The organism is Mycoplasmopsis cricetuli ATCC 35279 (assembly GCF_000526955.1).
Classification (GTDB): Bacteria; Bacillota_I; Bacilli_A; order Mycoplasmatales; family Metamycoplasmataceae; genus Mycoplasmopsis; species Mycoplasmopsis cricetuli.
On the sequence record NZ_JAHB01000011.1, the window covers coordinates 1 to 23,318 of the forward strand.

Below are 23,318 nucleotides of genomic sequence, written 5' to 3' on the forward strand. Positions count from 1 at the left end.
AAAAAAATATTTTTTCTAATCTAAACAAATTAAAATTTACTATAATTTTTTTTAATGGAAAAAGAAATTAAATGAAATTTATTTAAAAGAGTTTTTTGAAATAATCCAGCATTATTTTGAGTAGGAGAAGATATTATAAAAAATATTCATGAAAAAGAATATTTTAAAAAATGAAATTTAGATTCCAATATTCAAAATATTTTAAATAATTTACATGATGAAGATGAAGATAATTTAAATGAAATTCCTGATTTTGATTTTGGAATCAATACAAATGATTTAAATAATTTAAAAGTTAAAAATATAGATCAAATTGAATTAATTTCATTTCAAAATTTTTTAAAATTAAAGGATTATGCGCTTGATTTTTATGCTAATAAATATTCAATAAAAAAAGAAGAAATTAAAATTATTCCTTTAAACAAAAATAATAAACAAAAAAATGCAGAAACTTTGATACACTTAAATGATTCAAAAGTTAAATTAATTGTAAATCCAATTTTTTTACATCAAGAAACTAAAAATAATTTAACTTTAAATTTTATTGCAGATGGATTTTTATTTGATAAAAATTCCAATAAATTAGTTTTAATTGCGCAATCTGCAAAAAGTTCACTTAATTTATTTTTTAAATTTTATTACTTAATTAATATAGTTAAAAAACAATACAAAATTAATGATGCAAGTGTTATTATTATTGATCCAATTACAAATTTTTTAGATTTAACTTATAAAAAAAAAGTAAATTTTTTTGAAGCTAGTTCAGCTAATGTCACAAAAAATTTTTCTGTTTCAAAAGGAAAAAAAGATACCATAAAATCTAGATTTTATAAAGAAATTTTAAAGCGCACAGGCGATGGAATTTTATTTTTTGACACAGGTCATTATAACAAAAATCTTTTTAGCTTTTTTAATGTTGCTAAATATCGTTATTTAAAATTTCCTAAAATTGTTATTAAAAATTTTGAAAATTTACCTGATGATTTAATAAATTACAATAATTATAAAAATAATGATCAATTATTTTTTAGTTTTAACAATTCAAATAATATAATTGAATATTATTTTCAAGAATTTTCTTGATACATTGAATATATTTTTAAAGCATGAAAAAGTTTTCAAAACTGTTTTAATTACAATGCAATTAGTTATTATTTTGATAGTGCAATTAGTGAAACAACAGAAGACAAAATAAATAACTTTTTGACCTTAGAAATTAATTATCCAGATAAAAATATAACTCAAATTGATTTTCCATTATTTTTATTTGATGATACTGAATTAAAAATTACTTTACGAAATTATTTATTTGGACCAGAAAGTTCTGATGCATCAGGATATTTTTTTAAATTTTTAAAACTTTCAGATAATAATTTAAAAAATGATATTAATAAAAAAAGAGATCTAAAAATAATTCATGATAAAGTAAATAATCTTATAACAAATAGTGTGAATTTTTTTAATTGAGAAATTATTAATATTATAAAAAATTTGCACTTGAAAAATAAACGCATCATTTGATATGATTATGAAGGTTTTTCAGATTTGTTTCCTATTCTTGATAATGCGAAATCATATCAACAAATTCCATTTCAAGTTTCAATCATTGAAACTATCAATGGCAAAATAACAAATAAAATAAATTATGTTTTAGATACTAATAATTTTTCTGCAAAAAATTTAATTCAGTTAATTGAAATTATTTATTCAAATAAAAGTGATTATTTTGTAGTTTATAACAAAAGCTATGAAAATGCTCGTAACACTGAAATTGCAAAGTTAATCACTTATTACCTAGACAGTAAAAAAGATATTAAATTTAACAATTGATTTTTTCAAAAATATAATTCAATTCAAGAATTTACTACTATGATTTTACACATTAATAATAACACAATTGATTTATATGATTGTTTTAAAAGTCGAAATTGAGATGCTTATTCAAATGAAAAGTTTGCATTTGAAATTATCAATGGTAAAATTAATATTACCAATGCTAGTACAACATTTGCTGATAATTTTTCAAGCAAACCTTTAATTTATTTAAAAGATTTAAAATTTTTTAGTTCAATTAAGAAAGTTGAAAAATTTATTACTAAACATCAGCTAAAATTAAAAGCACTAATTACTCCATATTCTGAATTAATTATTCAACAGGGAACTATGGCAATGAAAGAAGCTATTTTACGTTATCATGGTTTAACTGGTGATAATAGTTGAGTTATAATTGAAGAAAATTTAAAAAAATATTGTGAAAATGATGTAATGGCTATGATTATGGTTTATGAATTAATTATGGAACTTCTTATTGCTAAATTCCCAGAAATTAATAACTATTTATATCAATTTGAACAAGAGTTTAGTTCATACAAATTAATAAATGATAAAATTGAAATACAAAAATAAATGAGGTAGAAATGAACAAGGTGCAATTTAAAAAAAGATTAATTGAATACATGGAAATTGAAGCAATGTCAAGATATGAAGAACCAATTGTAGAAGCTTTAAAGAAAAATATAGATTCTAAAGTATTTAAATTTTCAAGAGATAATTTTGGTTCACTAATTATGCATAAAAAATCACATAATCCAAATGCGCCAAAAGTATTAATTGCTGCTCACATGGATGAAGTTGGATATATTGTACGCAGCATTCATGAAAAAGGGCAAATTTTACTTAGTCCTATTGGAGGAATTTGACCAACAGTGGTTGTTGGAACTAAAGCTAAATTAATTAATAGTAAAAATGAAGAATTTTTTGGTGTTTTTGGTCACACTTCAATTCATATTATGCAACCTAATGAAATTAAAGTTGCAATTACAAATAATAATCTTTATGCAGATTTTGGTTTTAAAAATAAAACTGAAGCTCTTGAGAATGGAATTGAAATTGGAAATAGAGTATATTTATCAGGAGAAACTATTCATTTTAAAAACCCTGATTTAATTGGTGGAAAAGCAATGGATAATCGTGCTGGAGTTGCTTTGCTTGATTATATTTCTAATCATATTAAAAATTTACAACTTGATGTTGATTTATATTTAGTAGGAACTGTGCAAGAAGAAGTTGGAACTCGTGGAGCAAAAACATGTGTATCATTAATTAATCCAAATATTGCAATTGCTCTTGATACAACAAGCTCACATGATACAATTGGAACTATTGAAGGAACTACAAAACTTTTTGAAGGTGCTGCTTTGCGAATTAAAGATAGTGGAACTTTAATGGATCCAAAATTAATAAATTTTTTTGAACAAACAGCAAAAAAACATAACATTAAAGCATATAAATTTGTTTCTATGGGTGGTGGAACAGATGCACATGAATTGCAATATGCAACTGGTGGAGCAGCCACATTAACTATTTCATTACCACAACGTTATTTGCATAGCCCAATTGGTGTATGTTCAATTTCAGATTTACTTTCAGCAGGTGATTTGTTAATTAATTTTTTAAAAGATTTTAATTCAAATGAGTATGATAAAATTAAATATAAATAATATCAGTGATATAACATAAATTAAAATTATGATACAATTAAGTACATATTTATTCAAGTTATAACTTTTTCAAAGAAGGGATTGTAGTATGGTAACCATGGGAGTGACAGGATTTGTCTTTATGATTGTTGGAATTGTGTTTTTAGTTGGTTTAATTGCAACAGCATTAACTTTCTTTTTAACTAAGAGAGCATTTGAAAAACAAATAAAAGAAAATCCTCCAGTTTCTGAAAAAATGATTCGTATTATGTTTAAGCAAATGGGTAGAACTGCTTCTGAAACTCAAATTAGACAAATTATGCGTTCAATGCAAAATGCAAAATATGATAACAAAAACAAATAAACAAACAACAAAGTGAGTAAGTAATGTTTAATTTAAAAAATTGATGAAAACGTCAATGGATTAATCGAGCATTTAGCCGTTTAATAAATATCATCAGTAAATTTAAAAAAAATCTTTCAAAACTTAAATACTTGTTATTTGTTTATTTTTTAATTGTTTTTACTAGTACTTTTTTGCTCTGAGGAAATTTTTCACAACTTAATATTAATCCTTTAACTGGAGAAAGTAACAATCCTATTAAGTGAGTTGATGCTTTATTTACAGCATCTTCAGCTTTTAGTGATACTGGTTTAACAATTAAGCCAACTGCAACACAATTTAATGTTGTTGGACAAATAATTATAGCTGTTTTAATTTTTTCTGGTGGAATTGGTGTGTTTGCTTTAAAACTTTTTGTGTTTAATTTTTTGTTTCGTCAAAAAAATACTTCTATGAGTGGGGTTTCACTTATTCAATCTGAAAGAGGAGGTGATAATCACTCTAAAGTTACTAAAATAGTAATTAGCTCTGTTAAATTTTTGTGTTTAATGATAATTATTTTTGGTTTTGTTTTATCGATTTATTTTTACTTAGCTGAACCATCATTAATTCCAGGAGAAAATACATTTTCAAGTCCACTTTCAAAAATTATTGATAACAAATATATCAACCCCAAAGGAAATTGATCTTTATCTTTTAAATTTGGTTTTTTTCATACAATTTCAGCTATTAATAATGCTGGTTTTGACATAATGTCAACTAATTCAATTTCACAATATTATGGTGATTATTTTATTCAAATTTGTTTTATTGTATTATTTGTAATTGGCGGCCTTGGGTATCCAGTACTGTATGATATAAGATCTTTAATTTTACACAAATACAAACGCAAAAGCGGTTCTTATCACTTAACATTATTTACTAAAATTTCTCTAATAACTTATTTTGTTGTTTTTTTATTTGGATTTACCTCATCACTTGGTTTTGAAATAGCCTCACGAGACTTTAATACTTTATGAAACAAATATAATTTTCCAAAAGAATGAACACAAAATACTACTGAAAATTTCAAAATTCCTGAATATCAAATTTGACTTGATAACAATCATGACTTTGAAAACTGACAAAATTGAAAAGATTCTTCTGGAAAATTACTTAACATTGAACAAACAACAGCTTTAAATTACATTGAAAAAATTAACCAGTATAAAGGAAAATATTATGGAAATAACTTCCAAAAATTATTTGCTATATTGTTTATTTCACTTTCAACAAGAAGCGCTGGGTTTACAACTTTGAATTTAAAAGATTTTTCATATAATACACACATAATTTATTCAATTATGATGTTTATTGGAGCTGCCCCTTCAAGTACTGGAGGAGGAATTCGAACTACAACTTTTGCTATTGTGTTGCTTGGAATTATTTCAACTTTTAGAGGAAACAAAGATATTCGAATTTTCAAACGGGCTATTAGTCGTGATAATATTTTTTCAGCTATGCAAGTTTTTTTAATTAGTATAATTTTAGTTACTATATTAATTTTTATTTGTTTAAGTAATTTAGATGTATACAAAGATAAGGGAATTGAAACTGATATTATTAATTACAAATCACGAGGATTTAGAATTGAACATATTTTTTTTGAAATTTCAAGCGCCTTTGGTACTACTGGTCTTTCGCTTGGTTTTAGTTCACACAAAAATTTAACTATTATTTCCAAAATTAGTTTAATTATTATTATGTTTATTGGTCAATTTGGAATTAGTTCACTACTTTTTGTGTGAAAAAGAAAAAAAAGTTATAATCGATATTATAAATACATTGAGGAAGAAGTTGCAATAGGATAGTTTATGAAATTAAAATACAAAAATGATATTGCCGTCATTGGAACTGGACGTTTTGGTTCAGCCATTATTGAACAGCTAATTACAATGAATAAAAACATTTTAATTATTAACAAAGAAGAAGAACCAGCTAAAAAATTTGTTGATGAAGTTGAGCAAATTGTTATTGCCGATGCAGCAGAAATAAAAGCTTTAAAAGGGATTGGAATCGAACGCATTGAAACAGTTGTTGTTGCTGTACCTGAAAATATTGAAATTGTTGCGGCTTTGCAAGAAGTGGGAGTTAAAAACATTTTAGCTCGCGCTACTAATGAAAGACATGCTAGGGTGTTAAAACAAATTGGAGTTAATATTATTATTCGTCCAGAACATGAAGCTGGAATTCGAGCTGCTTTAATTGCTGGAAACCCTAATTTTATTCAATATAGTGAAAATTTACAAGAACTTGGAAACAATTTTGTTATTGGGACAACTCAAGTACAAAATATAGATTTTACCGAAAAAAAATTAAAAGACATTAACTTCAACAAATATGGAGTAACTATAGTTCTTATCAAACGTGGTTCGCATTCAATTCGTCCACAAGGAAATACTTTAATTAAACAAGGTGATTTACTTACAATAATTGGTGAAGTTGCTGATGTAACTGATATTTTTAAAGTTTTAAATACCATTTCTGATGATAAAAAAAACTAAATAAAAAAATAAATAACCAGGGAAATTTGGTTATTTATTTTTTTATGTTATTAATTAAACATTTTTTTGTGCGCGTACTCTAATAATAGTATAAGGCATTAAAGCCATAAATCTTGCTCTTTTAATTGCTGTAGCTAATTTTCTTTGATGTTTTGCACATGTACCTGTGTTTGATTTTGATTTAATTTGTCCAGTTGCATTAACATATTTACCAATTAATTCAACATTTTTGTAGTCAATATAAGTTAATTTTTCAACACAAAATTCACAAACTTTCTTTTTGAAGATAAAACCTTTTTTACGTTTAGGGTTAAAAGCCATAAGTTTCTCCTATTCTCAATCTACATCATCAAACATTGAACTTGTAGATTTATCATTATTTTCATTTATATTATCAACAAAACTATCAATATCTTTGTTAAACTCTTTGTACTGTTCAGGTGTTTGAACTAAGATATCATTTGATTTGTAATTATTTTCAAAAGAGTAATTTCCCTTTTGTTGAAGAATTTCTTCACGACGTGCTCGACTTTCTAAAGGAATGATATTATTTACAATAATATCAAAACTAGTTGCTGAGTTACCATTTTTATCTTGATATGAACTAATACTTATTGACCCTTCAATTGAAACTAAAGCACCTTTATTTAAATATTTATTCATATAATCAGCAGTTTGACGAAATGCAACACAAGGAACAAAAATAGTGTTATTATCACCAATTTGTTGTCTGGTTACACGATTAATTGCTAAATTAAATGATAAATAACCATTTCCATTGTTTCCTTGTTTTAAATGTAAGTCAGTTGATATTCTTCCAATTAGTATTACTTTGTTGTACATATAAATTTAAATCCTTTGATTTGATCTGATTATTTTTGTTCAGATTGTTCAGATTTCTTTTCTTTAACTTCTTTATTTTCTACTTTATTTTTGTTTGTAAAAAATGTTCGTTTTTTAGGTTCTTCTGAATTTTCTTCATTTTTTTCTTTTTTAACATGAGGTTCAAATTTTCTTTTTCCAACATTTTTAAATTCTTTGTTGAAACCTTTTTCTGTATCAAGATTGATTACTAAGTATCTTCAAATTTCTTTATTAATGTTGTTTGCTCTACGAGTAAACTCACTGATAAGTTCAGGATTTGAATTTACTTCTGCAAGTAAATATTGAGCTTGTTTTGATTTTTTAATCTCATAAGCTAATTTAGTTTTTTCAAGTTTTTCAACTTTTGAAATTCCTTTGCTAAAAACTGATTCAAGTAAGTCTTTTGCAACACTTATATTAACTTTTGGATTAACAATAATCATAATTTCATATTTTGACATGTTTTCTCCTTTTGGTCTTTTTGGGCTTATTAGCCAAGGAGTATTTTTCAGAATACTCTTACTTATTTTATCATTTTTATTAAAAATAAAAAATGTATTATTTTTCAGGAATTTTAAATGGTTTAACTTTTGATTTTGTTTGTTTTAAATGATTATCAAATGCTACATATAAATCTTTATCAACAACATCAGTTTCAATAAAAATATTAGTAATTGAATTATTTTTTTTAATTGAAAATGTTTTAATTAATTCAATTTCAACTACAAATGAAGAGTTTATTTTTCTTTGAAATTGTTGAAAATATTGAACATTTAAAATAAAGCCTTCAATGTATACTAGTGATCCTTTAGTTAGGTTGCTTCGAATGTAATTAGCTAGATTTGCTCATGCAATCACCGGAATAAAATCTGTATGTTTTCCATAATTATTAACAGCAACAAAAAAACGTACATGATCAACTCTATTCATGGTTTTGGCAAAAAAAATTGGACTTGAAATTCTTCCTAGCAAAAAACATTTATTCATTTTATTTTATTATATCAAAGCTAAATTAGATAATTATAATATTAAGAAAATTTTAAAAAATAAGTAATAATTATGAAATTATAATTAAGCTCAATTAAATTAATGTAAAATTTTATTTATGAAAAAATCCAAATTAAGTTTAAGTAGATTTTTTGCTTTTATTTTATTTTGCTTTGGTTGAATTGCAATTGCGATTGTAATAATTTTGTTGATGCATTATGTGAGCAATAAATATCTTTATTTAGGATTTTTTATTGTATATACTTTAAATTTAATTTCAACTGTTATTATTTACAAACAAAACACTCAAATTAACACAAAATTAAATTGAATTACTTTAATTTTTTTAGTACCAATTTTAGGATTAATAATATTTTTAACTTTTGGACTATTTTTCATTAACAAAAAAGAATTAAAAATTAAAGATGATCCTAAATATCAAATTCAAACTTATGAGGAAAAACAAATAATTACTCCATCTAATCGCTTTTCACATGAACTTGAATTTTTACAAAATATTGAGTTAAATCATTCTTTACCAGGAACCATGCATTTTTATGAAGAATGTTATGATTTTTACAAAGCATTATTTGAAAAAATTAAGCAAGCTAAAAAAAATATTTGCATTATTTCATATATTATTAAAAAATCAGAAATTTTTGAACAATTGTATCACTTGCTTGAAAAAAAAATAAAAGAAGGAATTAAAGTTTACTGAATCATTGATGATTTTGGGCTTAATTGATCTCCAAGACAAAAAATTAAAAAATTAAAACAAAAAGGTCTTAAGTACTGTATTTTAGGTAAAATTAATTATCCATTTATTAATGGAAGTTCTTTTTTACGAAATCATCAAAAAATTTTTATTATTGATTCTGAAATTGTATTTACTGGAGGAGCTAATATTTCAGATGAATATATTTCCTTGTCAACAAAATATGGCCATTGAGTTGATATTTCATACCATTTAACTGGTCCAATAACTAACAAGTATAATTTACATTTCTTACGTTTTTGAAAAATTATCACTCAAGAAGATCTTTCCAATGAGAATTATCAATTTTTCAATCAACTAAAACATAAAAATTTTAATAAATATAAAAATGATGTAATCTTAGTTTTAGATTCTCCTAATTTACCTGATTCTTTAATTGAATATTATTGATTGAAATTATTTAATGCTGCCAAAAAATCAATTAAAATTGCTACACCATATTTTGCAATTACTGAAGCTCTAAAAAAATCATTAATTTTAGCTTTGAAAAACAAAATTGACATTACTGTATACTTTCCAGGTTTACCAGATAAAAAAATTATTCATAAAATTAGTTTATCACAGCTAAAAGAGTTACAGCAATATGGACTTAAGGTTCAAATTTATCAAGATGTGTTTTTGCATTCTAAAATTGGACTAATTGATAACAAAATTGCATGAGTTGGATCAAGTAATATGGACAGCCGTAGTTTATATTCGCAATATGAAAATTTAGATTTATTTTCAGGTAAAAATGTAAAAGATATTATTAAAATATTTAAAAGTTATGATGCAAAATCAATTGATTTAAAAAATGATTTTAAATTAAATACTAAACCTAATAAATTTGAGAAATTTATTTATGATTTAACCAAAACATTAATCTAGCAAAAAGTTAGTTTTTTTGTGAGACTTTGTTGTGGCTAAAAAATCATATTAAATAAAGTTTTATAATTTTTTATGTTTAAAAATAATGGTTAACTTTGTTGTTTCACATAGTAAAAAACTCGCTTCTGAAGCAATTAAATTGGCTCAAATAATAAAATTTAACAATTTTAAAATTTACAATAATGCTGTTGGATTTGTTAAAAGTAAAGAATTTAATACTGATGTGCAGTATATTTTAAAAAATATCAACAAAACCAATGAAGATGATTGTCTAATTGTATTTTGTGAAATTGGTATTTCACTATTAAGTTCACAAATGGCAATTTAAATTAGCAACCTAAAAATGTTATTTTAGCTAATGCACCTTTGGTTGAAGGGTTTTGTATAGTCAGTGCTACAATCAAGAAAACACTAAACTTGAAACTATTTTACAAGAAATTGACCAAGTAAGAAATTTTTCTAAAACTATCTAATATTTATTAATATAAAAAATACAGCTTTTGTGCTGTATTTTTGCTATTGTAAAAATAAATTAAGCTCCTGCTGCTAAAGCGATCAATCCAACAACTGTACCTGATACAATTGGTGAAGCAACTGGAATAGTTAATCCATAAGTAAAATCAGCAGAAGTGTTTTTATCAAGTTTTTCTTTTAAAAATTTTAAAGTAATTGCATAAACAATTCTAGGTCCTAAATCACGAGCTGGATTGATTGCGTATCCAGTTGCTGAACCAAGCGAAAGACCAATTGACATAACAACAAAAGTCACAGGAATTGGGCCTAAATTTGAAACTACTTTTCCAAAAGTAAAAATAAGTCCTATTAAAATTGCAGTTCCTACAAATTCGTATGAAAAATTTTGTATAAACGCTTCTCTATGTGATGGTACAGTACAACTTGAGTTTTTAAGAGCTAAAGAAGGATTTTCAATTATATGTTTGTAATTAATAAAGTTTAACACTACTTGACCTAACATTGCACCTATTAATTGAGCAATGATATATACAATTGCAAGTCCAAATAATTTTCCAATTTCAGGTTGTTTTAATTTAGACATTAACAATCCAATGGTTACAGCAGGATTTAAATGAGCCGCACCTAATTCATAAGGTAATTTTCCATCACCTAAACCTGCAGTAAGAATTGAATAAATTCCACTTGAAGCAAGAACACCACAAAACACAGCAAATCCTCAACCTAAAATAATTGCCACTCAGTTTCCAGTTGCCTTGGCAAACATTTTTTTGTAATTTAATGAAGCACAGACTCCATTACCTAAAATAATTAGCACCATGGTTCCAATTAATTCACTAACAAAACCATATCCAAAAATTTGACTATCCACTACTTAACCTCAACTTCTTTAATTCAATTAAATGTTCGTTTAACTGCAACATCTCATCCATGAGTTAGTTGTTTAACTTTTTCATCAGAAAATTCAGGAATAAATTCACGATCAACTTCAAGTTCTTGTTCAATTTCAGATAAACTCTTTCAATATCCAGTTGCAAGTCCTGCAAGAAATGTTGCTCCAAGAGCAGTAGTTTCAACATTTTTAGGACGAACAACTTTAGTTTTTGAAATTGAAGCTTGAAATTGCATTAAATAATTGGAATTACTTGCTCCTCCATCAACTTTAAGTATTTCAATTTTTTTATTTACATCATTGGCCATTGCTTTGATTAAGTCATTACTTTGAAAAGCAATTGATTCTAATGTAGCTTTAACTAAGTGTTCTTTTTTAGTTCCTCTTTCAAGTCCGAAAATAGCTCCTCTTGAATATGAATCTCAATAAGGTGCTCCCAATCCAGTAAATGAAGGAACCAAATAAACTTGATGAGTGTTATCATTTTCAGCTAATTTTGCATAAAAATCAGATTCAGCAGCATTGTAAATTAAGCGAAGTCCATCACGAATTCATTGAATAGCAGCACCTGCTATAAATACTGATCCTTCAAGTGCATATACAGGTTTTTCTCTTCCTAGTTGTCATGCAACAGTAGTTAATAATTTATTTTTTGAAAGAACAGGTTTTTCACCAATATTCATTAAAGTAAAACATCCTGTTCCATAAGTGTTTTTAACCATTCCTGGTTTAGTACATAATTGTCCAAATAAAGCTGATTGTTGATCTCCAGCAACTCCTGCAATTGGTACTTTGCCTTCAGCTCTTAGCGACCAGTGTTGTGGATCAATTATTCCATAAACTTCAGAAGATGATTTAACTTCAGGTAAAATCTCACGTGGAATTTCAAATAATTTAAGTAATTCATCATCTCATTGCATGGTATTAATATTAAACAATAAGGTTCTTGATGCATTTGATACATCAGTAGCATGCACCTGACCATTGGTTAATTTTCAGATAAGTCATGTGTCAATTGTTCCAGCTAATAAATTTCCTTCTTGAAGAACTTTTTTTGCTTGCTCAACATTTTTAAGAATTCATCTGATTTTAGTTCCAGAAAAATATGGATTGATAATTAATCCAGTTTTTTCACGAACCATATCTACATGTTTAGAAAGTGTTTCACAATATTCACTAGTGCGACGATCTTGCCATACAATTGCATTATATACAGGCAAACCAGTATTTTTATCTCAAAGAACAACCGTTTCACGTTGATTGGTAATTCCGACAGCCTCTACATCAGTTGAACGAATTCCTGCTTTATGTTTTGCTGATTGCATAGTAGAAAGTTGAGTGTTTCAAATTTCAAGTGCATCATGTTCAACTCATCCGCTTTTTGGGTAAAATTGAGTGAATTCAGCTTGTGATGTAGCTACAATTTTGGCCTTACTATCAAATACAATTGTTCTACATGAAGTTGTACCTTCATCTAAAGTGATAAGATATTTATTTTTGTTCATTATTATATAACCTTTCTTAAAATACATCAATTCTATAATCAGGTTTGAAGTTTTTACGTGGTTTTAAATTTAATTCAAGTAATTTAACAATTTCTTCAGCAATAGCTGGTGCTGAAGACAGTGCTGGCGATTGCATTCCAGCAGCTAAAATAAAATGTTTGTTGTGCTTAGATTGACGAATAACAAAATCATTAGTCTCAACATCAATAGGTCTTGAAGCAGCAATGGTCATAATAGTTCGTTCAAGTTTTAATGAAGGAATAATTTTTTTTCCAATTTCTCCTATATAATCATACTTTTGAGGCGTTACAAGTCGTGTGTCTTCCTTTGGAACATTTTCTTCAGCGGTTGGACCAACCAAATACTTTCCATCAAGAGTTGGACCAATAATTACGCCTTTTCCATAAATTGTTGGCACTTTAAATAGTACTGAAGAAATTAATTTTGGATCATAATTATCCAGTATTCGATACTCTCCTCGTCTAGTGGTTTGTTTAAAATCATCAAATCCATTTTCGTTTGCAATTATATCTGCATAATGTCCTGCTGCATTTATAACTTTATTTGAGTAAATTTTTTCACTATTGTTAATAATTAATTCAAATAAGTTATTTTGATATGTTACTTTAGTTACTTTTGAATTAATTAATAATTTAGTACCATTTTGTTTTGCAGCGCCAATTAAAGCTTTGGTTGCCTCTACTGGATGAATTGCAGTTGATGAAGTACACAAAAGCGCTCCACAAACCTCAGGATTTACATTTGGTTCACGTTTAAGCACTTGTTCTTTACTTAAAATCTGCAAATCATTTGGATTTAACTTGTTCTGAATACCTCTTTGGTAAAGCATGTGAACATGTTTCATTTCTTCATTGTTATCAAAAGCTAAAATCATTGAATCAATTTTAAGTCTTGGAAACTGAAGATGTTTAAATCATTTTTGATGTCACTTTAAATTACCTTTAAGATTTAATTTAGCTTCAATTTTGTGTGGTTCAGGATCAAAACCCCCATGAATTAATCCAGAATTTCCAAGTGAAGTTTCATTGGCTACTTTAGGATTTTTTTCAATTAAAACAACATCTAAATCATATTGCGCTAATTCATAAGCAATTGAAGCTCCAATAATTCCAGCTCCAATAATTGCTATATCATATTTTTTCATTTTTCCTTTCTTTTGTAAAACTTTTGTCCCACTAAAATTTTAAATTTTATTTATTTATTTTTTTATATAAAAACTTTTTTCTAAAAATTTTTAAAAAGTAAAAAATGATAAATATTTTTTTTAATAAAAAAAGCATTAAAATATTACTTTTTTGAATCTGTATAAGTATGGAATTTATTTCACATAAAAAATATTTTTTCTTTTTTGTATTTTTAAAATAAAAAAACTATTACTTAAATGATAGGAGAAAAAATGTTGCCAAATTTTTTTAATTTATATGAATACAAAAATTCAAAAGAACAAAACTTACCGCAAAAATATTTTTTAAGTTTGTTTAATCTTGATCGAAAAATCTTTTTTGTCGAAGTTGTTAATAATTTGGATAATTTAAATTCTGAAGAATTAAAATATCATGTTCAATTAAAAACAACCTTTAAGCAATTTGATTATTTTTGCAATTTAAATTTACTTTACTTTAGTGAAATAAAAGAATTTAACAATGAACTTGATAATATTCACTCTTTAATTATTGAAGATTCTTTAACTGATTTTTGTAAATTTGAAATTTTAAATATGATAAATGAAAGAATTAATTCACAAAATAATTACATTGATTTGGTTTATTTAAAAAACAAAAATCAAAATTTAGATTTAAAAAATAATTAATAATTTATAATTATAAAATGGTGAACAAAGAACAAAATTATCTTACAAATGGAATTCAATATTTTTTTAAAAAAACACTTATTGCTAGTTCAATAAGTGCTTTATTATTTATTGGAGCAATTATCTTTTGTTTTATTCCGATTATTTTTTCAAATTATTTTCTTAATGAAGGAAAGATTGCTTTTTATTTAATGAGCGCAATTACACTTGTTAGTTCAATTGCTATTCTTTTAAAGGATGCCTATTTTTATCATATTAACTTAAAATACAAAAACTTTTATTTAAAAGGGCATTTAGAAGTTAATAAATTAAAACTTTATTTGTCTGCTTTTTTTTGTTTAAGTTATTATTACTATGCTTCAAAATATATCATTGCAAATACCATTTTTTGAAAAACAATTTATTTACAAGAAAATACACGTTTTCTAAAAGTTTATGGAAGAGCATTTGAAATAAGTAAGTTAACTAAATACAAAGACTATTTTAAATTAGATATAATTGACATTACTATTAGCGGTATTTTCCTTGCTATATTCTTGCTTGTTCGTTTTTCTCTTGGAAAAATTGGGCTTTCATTTGAATTTTTATTTTATATTATCGTAGCTTATTTTTTAAGATATTATAAAGCTGCTTTTTTAGCATTTATTGCTGATTTTTTAGGGTTATTTATTTCAGGAGGAATTCGCGAATGATTTTGAGCTTATGCAATTGTTCCAATTATTTCAACCTTGATTATTTCACTTGTTTTTGATATTTTTGAAAAAAACAAAAAAATAGCTATATTTTCTTCAAATATAATTTTATGACTTGCCATTTTTACTTTATTTTTTGTTTATCTTTCACAAACACTAAATTCTAATTTATCTGAAATTAAAATATCAAAAACTTTTGGTTTAAAACAACTTTCTTCAGGTGTATTTATTGCAATTGTTTTGCTAGGAATTGTGATAATTGCTTTTATGAGTTATTTAAGTGTGATGTTTTTTATTAAAAAACAAGATAGTAAACAACAAAAGTGATTTTTCTTTTTACTTCATGGATTTGCTATTGTAGCTTTAACTGTTATTGTTTTTAGATGAATTTGAGGTCCTTTTGCATTTATTTGATGAAAAAATTGATCAGTTGGAAAAACAACTCGTACTATTTCTGAACATTATGTTATTGTGATGCTTCCTATTGTAGCAAGATCAATTTTATCAATTCCAATATATACCTTTATCTTAATTACTATAATGACTCCTCTTGTTGTTTTAAGAAAAGGCTATTTAGAAAAAAAACTTATTTCAAAATATTAGAAATATTTTAATTTTATTTTCCAAACAAAATATAATTATTTTTTTAGTTTAATTTATTTAAATTAAATGATATAATGAACAAGCAATACATAAAGACAGCAACAGCAATTTTTGCTTAATTAGTTGCCTAGTGTATATTTACTTAGTTGGTTTGTATTGCATTTATTTTGAAAGGAGGCATGCATAGTGTCTGAATCAAATTTTAAAATTGCAAAAAGAAATGTGGTAAATGAAATTGCAGAAAAAATTCAAAAATCACAAGCAATTGCTTTTGCAGAATATCGTGGACTTTCAGTTGCTCAACTTAAAGAATTAAGAATTGAAGCAAAAAAAGTTGGTGTTGAAATTAAAGTATACAAAAACAGATTATTTAAACTAGCTGCAAATAAAACTGGTTTTGCAGATCTAGCACAACATCTAATTGGACCAAATATTTTTGCTTTTTCAAATGAAGATGATATGTCAGCTGCAAAATTACTTGTTAAATTTGCAAAAAAACACAAGCTAATGGTAATAAAAGCCGGAACTTATGAAGGTCAGGTAATTGATGCAACTAATGTTAAAAAAGTTGCTGCCCTTCCAACATATGAAGAAGCTCTTGGGATTCTTGCTCGTTCACTTATGGCACCATTACAACAAATGTCATTATCACTTAAATTAATAAGTGAAGGAAAATCTGAATAATAATAATAATAATAATAAATCAAGCTATTTTGAAAGGAAAATTTTATGGCTAAATTAACTAAAGAAACATTTATTGAATCATTAAAAGAAATGTCAATTAAAGAAATTATGGAACTTGTTGATGCAATGAAAGAAGAATTTGGAATTGACCCAACTGCTGCTGTTGCTGTTGCTGCTGGACCTGCCGAAGGTGCAGAAGAAGCTAAAACAAGTGTTAAAGTTATCATTAAAGCTGATAATGGTAAAAAAGTTCAAATTATTAAAGCAGTTAAAGACATACTTGGAAATACACTTTTAGAAGCAAAAAAAATAGTTGACAACTTACCAGCTGTTGTTAAAGAAAACATCAAACCTGAAGAAGCTGAAGCAATTAAAGCAACTCTTGTTGAAGCAGGAGCTGAAGTTTCAGTTGAGTAATTTCTTTATTTAAAAAATATAAAAACTCCTATAAGATTCTTTCTTAAAGGAGTTTTTATTTGCTGAAATTGTTTAATTTTTTTATCTTATATTTTTTTAAATACTATTAGTCAATGATCAAAATATATCCAAACAAATAAAATAAATTTAAGATTTTTTAATAATTTTAAATTAAAAAAATTTTTTTACATTAAAATTAAAAAATGCAAATAAAAAATTTTTTTAAAGTGTTTTTGTTTATTTTAAAATGCACTTTTATTGGTTTTGGTGGTGGAAATGCTTTAATGCCAGTGATTAAAAAATATGCTGTTGATCAAGAAAAATGACTTACCAATGAAGATTTTGATAAAGCCATTATTGCAGTAAATTTAATTCCTGGACCGGCTGTAATTGAAATGATTTCATATGTAGCAATTGTAAAACTAGGAAAGTTTTGAGGTACAATGGTTACTCTTCTTGGAATTTTACCTCATGTTACTATAACGCTATTTTTGTTTTATGGGATTTCTAAATTACCTTATAGATATTTACTTGTGCTTAATGTTGGAGTTATTCCTGCACTTGTTGGAGTTATTTTTGCCTTTTCATATAGATATTTAAAAACAAGTTTTCAAAATTTAACTTACCCAGTTTGAATTGGACTTTTTTTGGTTACTTTAGGATTTTGTTTATTTATACCAAGTCCTTTTAACATCCCTGCAATCCCAATGATTGCAGTTATCTTAGGTGTGTTTGTTCATCAATTTTTTAAGCTTAAAATCAAAAGGAACAAATAATGCTTTTAGTTAGCTTATTTACTTTGTTTGGTGTATTTATCATTGGTTTAATTGTTTTTGGAGGTGGACAAATTTTTATGCCAATATTTCAATCCTTTTGGCTTTTTATTGGCAAAACATTTAATTTAAATATCACTCAAGAACAAATTGATACTATTTTTACTATTTCCAATTCAACACCAGGAGTTATCTCAACAAAATTTTCTGCCTTTACTGGTCTTTTAGTTGCAAATAACCAATGATGAGGTTGAATTTTAGCCTTTATAAGTTATTTAATTTTTTGCCTTCCTGCTATTTTTATGATGTTACTATCAGTTAAATTACTCAAAAAAACTGAACATAGTAAATATTTAAAAAATTTAATTAAATACATTAGTCCAGTTTTAGCTGCTATTTTAATTGCTTTAGCAATTCAATTGTTAATCTCAAGATTAGTTCCCTCCCTTGTTTTCAATCAAGGAATTAAAAACTATTTAGGATGAAATTCTTCTTCTGAAACAGCTCAGTTTTTTAAAAATTGAAGGTTTCCAGTTTTAATTATTTGAATGATATTTTATAGCGCTTTATCATTTTATTTATATTTGAAAAAGATTCCATTATTTTTATTATTCATAATTGGAATTGTTATTAGTTTTATTTTATTTCAACCATGATTTAGTTAATTTTGGTTTTTGTTTAAACTAATATCAATTAAATGATATAATGGAAAAAATTTAATAATTTAAATAAAAAAGGAAAATATGGATAAAACACTATCTTCAATTTCTATTTTTAGAGAGAGAGAGACTTTTATTTAAATTTATTTTATTGTTTAGTAAAGCTAAACTAAGTTTTTATATTTTTTAAAAAGTATAAAAACTTAGTTTGGCTTTTTTTATTTTTTTAATAATAAAATGAGGTTGAAAATGAGTTACTTTAGTGAAGCTAAAATTGAACATGATTTTATTGATTTTTTTCAAAAACAAAAATATCAATATTTGTCAAAAGATGAAATAAATAAATTAAGAGAATACAAAAAAAGCAATGTTATCTTAAAAGAAATTTTTTTAGATCAAATAAAACAAATAAATCCAAATATTCAACTTGATGAAATTAAATATGTCTACACTGAACTTTATAAAATAATGAGTTCAACAGCTGAACATAATTTAGAAAGCAATAACAATCAAATTATTAAATTAATCAAAAATGGAATTGTTAAAAAAAGAGAAAGTGATGGTATTTATCACACTTGAAAAATATTTGATTTTGAAAACCCTGAAAAAAATAATTTTATTTGTACAAATCAATTTGAAATAATTGGTTCACAGAATTCTGACAGTCAAAAAAATATTCCTGATATTGTTATTTTTATTAATGGTTTACCTGTGATTGTAGGAGAATTAAAAACATACTACCAAAGAGAAAATGAACTAGAAAAAGCAGAAACACAAATTCGTAATTATGCTTTTTTAGTTCCTAAATTATTTGTTTTTAACTTTTTTTCATTTATTTCAAATTATGTAATTATCAAAATTGGCAATCCTTTAAATGCTAAAAGTGTTTTCAATCACTGAAGAGGATTGAAAACAAACTTAGTTGATGTTAAATCAATTGTGCTTTTTAATAAATTGAATTTACTTGAGTTTTTTAAAAGTTTTATTTTTTATGATGCTGATGAACGTAAAATTATTGCTCGACATTATCAATATCATGCCATCAAAGAAACAAGTAAAAATTTTAAAGAAAACAATAACAAAGTAGGAATTATTTGACACACTCAAGGAACTGGAAAATCCTTAACTATGGTACTACTAGTAAAGTTTCTTCGAAAAATTAAAGAAAATTTGACCGTACTTGTTATTACCGATCGTAATGATTTAGATACTCAACTTCATAAAACATTTCAAAACGCTTTTCAATTTTTAGGTGAAAAACCAATTCAATTTAAAACTTCAACTGAAATAAAAGAAAAACTAGAAAATAATAAAACTCATGGAATTTTCTTTTCAACAATTCAGAAATTTCGTGATGCAAATCTAAAAGTTTTAAATGATCGGAATGATATTTTAGTTATAACTGATGAAGCCCATCGTTCACATAATTCAGCTGATGAAAATTTTAAAAAAATTCTTTACAAAAAAAACCTTCCAACTGAAGAAGAATATTTAAATCCTTCAAAAAAATATGCTCAAATATTAAGAGAAGCTTTACCTAATGCTAAATTTATTGGTTTTACAGGAACTCCAATTGAAGAAAAAGACATTCAAACTAAACGAGTATTTGGAGAATACATACATATTTATTCAATGCAAGATGCCTTACTTGATAAAGCAATTGTTCCAATTTTTTATGAAAATGCAAATACAAAATCAGCATTAAATAAAGAACAACTTGAAATTATCAATCAAATTGATTTAGAAGAAGAAAAATTCATTTATGAAAGTAAAAATATCAAATTAAAACAATTAATGGTTCAGGAAAAAAACAAAACAAAATACAAAGCAATTCAAAATTTTTTATCATCAGAAGAAAGAATAAAAAATGTTGTCAATCATTTTATCAAACATTATGAAAGAACTGAACATGAACTTGAAGGAAAAGCAATGTTTATTGCTTTTCATCGAGAGTTAGCTTTTAAATATTATAAAAAAATAATTCAAAAAAGACCTGAATGACAAACTGAAAATAAAATTAAATTAATTGTATCTCCAAACAAAGAAATTGATTCTCCTGAAATGACTAAATTACTTGGTTCAAAAGAAGAACGACAAAATATTATTAACAGTTTTAAATTACCAGATTCAAAAATAAAAATTTTAATTGTAGTTGATATGCTTTTAACTGGTTATGATGTTCCTTAATTACAAACTTTATACATTGATAAAGTTATGCGAATGCATAATTTAACTCAAGCTCTTGCAAGAGTTAATAGATTATATGTTAAAAAAATAGCTGATAGAACAATAGTTAAAGAATATGGTCTAATTGTAGATTATATTGGAGTGCATAAAAATATTTTAAAGGCTTTGGATTTTTATTGAGATCCTAATAAAAAATTAGTTGGAAGTGTTACAATTGAAAATTTAAACAAAGATGTTTCAGAAATTAAAAATCAGATATTGAAAAAAACTAAATACATATACTTGCAATTTTTTACCATACAAGAACTTGAATATTTAACTAAAACTCGTCAAGTTTTAGAACAACTAATTGCAAAGTTATATCAAAATGTAAATGAAGAAAATTTTATAAATTTTGTTGAAAATGTTGCAGAAATTGAAAAATATTGAATCGCTATAACTGAATATATTAATGAAGAACAAAAATTACAAATATTTTGACTTATTGCCGCAAGAATGCAAATAATTAAGCGAGATGTTGAAGAAATTGATTGACCTGCCTGAAAAGAAAGTTTTAAAATTAATTTAGAAAAAGCTATCAAATTTACTCCAATTGTTGATTCTAAAGACAAAAAAAGAATTAGTTTGAGTGATTTTAATGAACTTGCACAAAAAATTGAAAATGATAAAACAATTTCTAAAAATGAAAAATCTCAAATTTTAGTTTCAAAAATTAAATTATCTATTAAAAAGGTTAAAAATATTTCTTACTTAAAAAAAGAAAAGCTATCAGATAAAATAGAAGAATTTCTTAATAATTTTTACAAAAATATTATCTCATATGAAGAATTTAAAAATGAAATTTTTAAAATGGCTAAATATTTAGATGAAGAAGATAAAAATAAATTAACAGATAAAGAAAGACTTGTAAAAATTTTCGCTGAAACCTTGCAACTTGATGATGATATGGACAAAGAAATTTTAGAAAAAATTAGCATAGAAATATATGAAACTGTAGTTCAAAGTGATAATAATATTGTTATTAGAGAAAATTGATATAAAACTAACGCTCAAAGAAAAAGAGTAGTTGAAAAAATTGAATGAATTCTACATGACAATAACTATCCACCTGATTACTGAACAGATAAAACTGAAAAAATAATATATGAAATTGAAGATGTAATTGAAAGTGAAAGCTACTTGCTAAATTAATTAAAATAAAGAAGGTAATATGAAAAAAGAAAATATCAATGCAATTCATTTAAATGATATTGAAGATAAATTATGAAATGCCTGTGATGAAATGCGGGGAAATATTTCCTCAGAGCAATACATGCATATTGTTATTGGAATAATATTTTTAAAAACTTTATCTGATAAGATCGCCCGTGCTCAAGAGAAATTTAAAGAAGAATATCCTGAAAAAGCTGATCAATGAAATAAAATTGAATCTAAACTAGGATTGTTAAATAAATATGATATTAAATTCTTAGTTCCTGAACAAGCTAAATGAGATAATTTAGTTAAATATATTGGAACTGAGGAAATTGGTGAAAAAATTGATAATGCTTTTTTAGCACTAGAAGAGCAAAATGATAATTTAAAAGGTTTATTTGATAAAAACTTTAATCGTCCTGATTTGGATAAAACTAGATTAGGAAATGTAATTAAAGAATTTACTAATATTAATTTTGCTAAAACTAAAGAAGATTTCATTGGTAGATTATATGAATATTTTTTAGGTAAATTCTTTAGAAAACAAGGACAAAATGGAGGAGAATTTTACACTCCTAAAACTATTGTTGAACTAATGGTAGAACTGTTAAATCCAAGTGAAAATTCTAAAATTTATGATCCAGCTTGTGGAACTGGTGGAATGTTTGTTCAATCAAGAAAATTTTTAACTAAAAATGAAAAAAAATTAGATGGAATTAAAATTTACGGACAAGAATTTTCTTCTCAAACATGAAAACTAGCTAAAATCAATTTAATAATTAATGGTTTTGATCCAGATGATGTTTATTTAGGACACAAACCTGAAGATACCTTCAAAGAAGATTTATCAAAAAATGAACAGTTTGACATTATTTTAGCAAATCCACCATTTAACATGAAAAAATGAATAACTAATGATATTTCAAAGGATCCTCGATTCAAATGAGGGCTCCCTCCAGAAGGGAATGCAAATTATGCTTGATTATCACATATTGTTTATAAATTAAATGAAAATGGAAGGGCAGCTGTTATTTTGGCAAATGGTTCAATTTCAACTTCACAAAAACAAGAACTTGAAATTAGAAAAAAACTAATTGAACAAAATAAAGTAGAAGCAATTATTGCATTGCCTGATAAACTATTTTATACAACTGGAATTCCTGCAACTATATGAATTTTTAACAACAATAAATCAAATGATGATATTTTGTTAGTTGATGCTGGTAATTTAGGTGAAATGGAAACTAAAAAACTTCGGATTTTAACTAAAACTGATATTCAAAAAATTACTAATGTATACAAACAATATCAAAAAAATGAAAACCCAATTGTTAAAGGTTTTGCAAAAGTGATAAGTGTTGATGAAATTAAAGAAAATGATTACTCACTTGTTCCTGGTAGATATGTTGAAATTGAAGAAGAAAAAATAGATAAAGAAATGTTAAAAAAAGAAATAAAAGAGCTTCAAAGTGATATTAAAATTTTATTCAAAGAATTTATTGATTTAATGCCTGAAGTTGAGAAAGCAATTGAAAAAGCAATTGATTTT

At 25.0% G+C, this 23,318-nt stretch carries 23 protein-coding genes; 16 read left to right on the forward strand and 7 right to left on the reverse strand.

Going from position 1 to position 23,318, the window contains the following annotated elements; genetic code table 4:
* Positions 1-54 precede the first annotated feature (54 nt).
* The 5 genes from U744_RS04545 (at position 55) to U744_RS0102960 (ending at position 6,365) form a co-directional block, all read left to right on the forward strand.
* The gene (locus U744_RS04545) at positions 55-2,406 is read left to right on the forward strand and encodes a UU173 family protein (protein WP_025755594.1); all 2,352 of its coding nucleotides are present in this window, start codon (positions 55-57) and stop codon (positions 2,404-2,406) included.
* Between the two features lie 11 nt (positions 2,407-2,417).
* Complete coding sequence (locus tag U744_RS0102945; protein ID WP_025755595.1) at positions 2,418-3,500, forward strand: zinc-binding metallopeptidase family protein; 1,083 nt, start codon at positions 2,418-2,420, stop codon at positions 3,498-3,500.
* Between the two features lie 88 nt (positions 3,501-3,588).
* On the forward strand, positions 3,589-3,843 hold the full coding sequence (locus tag U744_RS0102950; protein WP_025755596.1) for a YneF family protein: 255 nt from the start codon (positions 3,589-3,591) through the stop codon (positions 3,841-3,843).
* A gap of 23 nt (positions 3,844-3,866) precedes the next feature.
* Entirely contained in the window at positions 3,867-5,672 is a 1,806-nt protein-coding gene (locus U744_RS0102955) for a potassium transporter TrkG (RefSeq protein ID WP_025755597.1), read from the forward strand.
* A gap of 3 nt (positions 5,673-5,675) precedes the next feature.
* Complete coding sequence (locus U744_RS0102960; protein ID WP_025755598.1) at positions 5,676-6,365, forward strand: potassium channel family protein; 690 nt, start codon at positions 5,676-5,678, stop codon at positions 6,363-6,365.
* Positions 6,366-6,419: 54 nt separating this feature from the next.
* On the opposite strand, the gene rpsR is transcribed toward U744_RS0102960, so the two are convergent.
* From rpsR to U744_RS0102980, 4 genes are all read right to left on the reverse strand, one after another.
* On the reverse strand, positions 6,420-6,686 hold the full coding sequence (gene rpsR, locus U744_RS0102965) for a 30S ribosomal protein S18 (protein ID WP_025755599.1): 267 nt from the start codon (positions 6,684-6,686) through the stop codon (positions 6,420-6,422).
* Between the two features lie 9 nt (positions 6,687-6,695).
* Entirely contained in the window at positions 6,696-7,208 is a 513-nt protein-coding gene (locus U744_RS04275) for a single-stranded DNA-binding protein (RefSeq protein WP_025755600.1), read from the reverse strand.
* A gap of 29 nt (positions 7,209-7,237) precedes the next feature.
* Entirely contained in the window at positions 7,238-7,690 is a 453-nt protein-coding gene (gene rpsF, locus U744_RS0102975; protein ID WP_025755601.1) for a 30S ribosomal protein S6, read from the reverse strand.
* Positions 7,691-7,787: 97 nt separating this feature from the next.
* Positions 7,788-8,216, reverse strand: coding sequence for a single-stranded DNA-binding protein (locus U744_RS0102980; protein ID WP_156921637.1), 429 nt, complete (start codon positions 8,214-8,216; stop codon positions 7,788-7,790).
* 118 nt (positions 8,217-8,334) lie between these two features.
* Here U744_RS0102980 and U744_RS0102990 point away from each other — a divergent pair, with 118 nt between their 5' ends.
* Together U744_RS0102990 and U744_RS0102995 are read left to right on the forward strand one after the other, a co-directional pair.
* Positions 8,335-9,858, forward strand: coding sequence for a phospholipase D-like domain-containing protein (locus U744_RS0102990; RefSeq protein ID WP_025755603.1), 1,524 nt, complete (start codon positions 8,335-8,337; stop codon positions 9,856-9,858).
* A gap of 85 nt (positions 9,859-9,943) precedes the next feature.
* Positions 9,944-10,186: a PTS sugar transporter subunit IIA domain-containing protein gene (locus tag U744_RS0102995; protein WP_025755604.1), complete on the forward strand. Its 243-nt coding sequence runs from the start codon at positions 9,944-9,946 to the stop codon at positions 10,184-10,186.
* A 204-nt stretch (positions 10,187-10,390) separates the two neighbouring features.
* On the opposite strand, the gene U744_RS0103000 is transcribed toward U744_RS0102995, so the two are convergent.
* The 3 genes from U744_RS0103000 to glpO are packed head-to-tail and all read right to left on the reverse strand — an operon-like array spanning position 10,391 to position 13,894.
* Complete coding sequence (locus U744_RS0103000; RefSeq protein WP_025755605.1) at positions 10,391-11,203, reverse strand: MIP/aquaporin family protein; 813 nt, start codon at positions 11,201-11,203, stop codon at positions 10,391-10,393.
* Entirely contained in the window at positions 11,203-12,729 is a 1,527-nt protein-coding gene (glpK, locus tag U744_RS0103005) for a glycerol kinase GlpK (protein WP_025755606.1), read from the reverse strand. The genes U744_RS0103000 and glpK overlap by 1 nt, the downstream gene beginning before the upstream one ends.
* Before the next feature lie 16 nt (positions 12,730-12,745).
* Entirely contained in the window at positions 12,746-13,894 is a 1,149-nt protein-coding gene (glpO, locus tag U744_RS0103010) for a type 2 glycerol-3-phosphate oxidase (protein ID WP_025755607.1), read from the reverse strand.
* 252 nt (positions 13,895-14,146) lie between these two features.
* On the opposite strand from glpO, the gene U744_RS0103020 reads away from it, so the two are divergent.
* From U744_RS0103020 to U744_RS0103060, 9 genes are all read left to right on the forward strand, one after another.
* On the forward strand, positions 14,147-14,560 hold the full coding sequence (locus tag U744_RS0103020) for a hypothetical protein (protein WP_025755608.1): 414 nt from the start codon (positions 14,147-14,149) through the stop codon (positions 14,558-14,560).
* Between the two features lie 17 nt (positions 14,561-14,577).
* Positions 14,578-15,855: a hypothetical protein gene (locus U744_RS0103025; RefSeq protein WP_025755609.1), complete on the forward strand. Its 1,278-nt coding sequence runs from the start codon at positions 14,578-14,580 to the stop codon at positions 15,853-15,855.
* A 186-nt stretch (positions 15,856-16,041) separates the two neighbouring features.
* Positions 16,042-16,539 (forward strand): 50S ribosomal protein L10, encoded by a 498-nt coding sequence (rplJ, locus tag U744_RS0103030; protein WP_025755610.1) that lies wholly within the window; start codon positions 16,042-16,044, stop codon positions 16,537-16,539.
* Positions 16,540-16,584: 45 nt separating this feature from the next.
* Positions 16,585-16,956 carry a 50S ribosomal protein L7/L12 gene (rplL, locus tag U744_RS0103035; RefSeq protein WP_025755611.1) on the forward strand — a complete coding sequence of 124 codons (372 nt, stop codon included), beginning with the start codon at positions 16,585-16,587 and terminating at the stop codon, positions 16,954-16,956.
* Between the two features lie 203 nt (positions 16,957-17,159).
* On the forward strand, positions 17,160-17,732 hold the full coding sequence (locus U744_RS0103040) for a chromate transporter (RefSeq protein ID WP_025755612.1): 573 nt from the start codon (positions 17,160-17,162) through the stop codon (positions 17,730-17,732).
* Positions 17,732-18,394, forward strand: coding sequence for a chromate transporter (locus U744_RS0103045; protein WP_025755613.1), 663 nt, complete (start codon positions 17,732-17,734; stop codon positions 18,392-18,394). Before U744_RS0103040 ends, U744_RS0103045 begins: the two co-directional genes overlap by 1 nt.
* Before the next feature lie 243 nt (positions 18,395-18,637).
* Complete coding sequence (locus U744_RS0103050; protein WP_025755614.1) at positions 18,638-20,575, forward strand: type I restriction endonuclease subunit R; 1,938 nt, start codon at positions 18,638-18,640, stop codon at positions 20,573-20,575.
* Between the two features lie 9 nt (positions 20,576-20,584).
* Complete coding sequence (locus tag U744_RS0103055) at positions 20,585-21,766, forward strand: HsdR family type I site-specific deoxyribonuclease (protein ID WP_408634311.1); 1,182 nt, start codon at positions 20,585-20,587, stop codon at positions 21,764-21,766.
* A gap of 19 nt (positions 21,767-21,785) precedes the next feature.
* Positions 21,786-23,318 (forward strand): type I restriction-modification system subunit M (locus U744_RS0103060; RefSeq protein ID WP_025755616.1); only part of this gene is annotated, 1,533 nt, incomplete at its 3' end.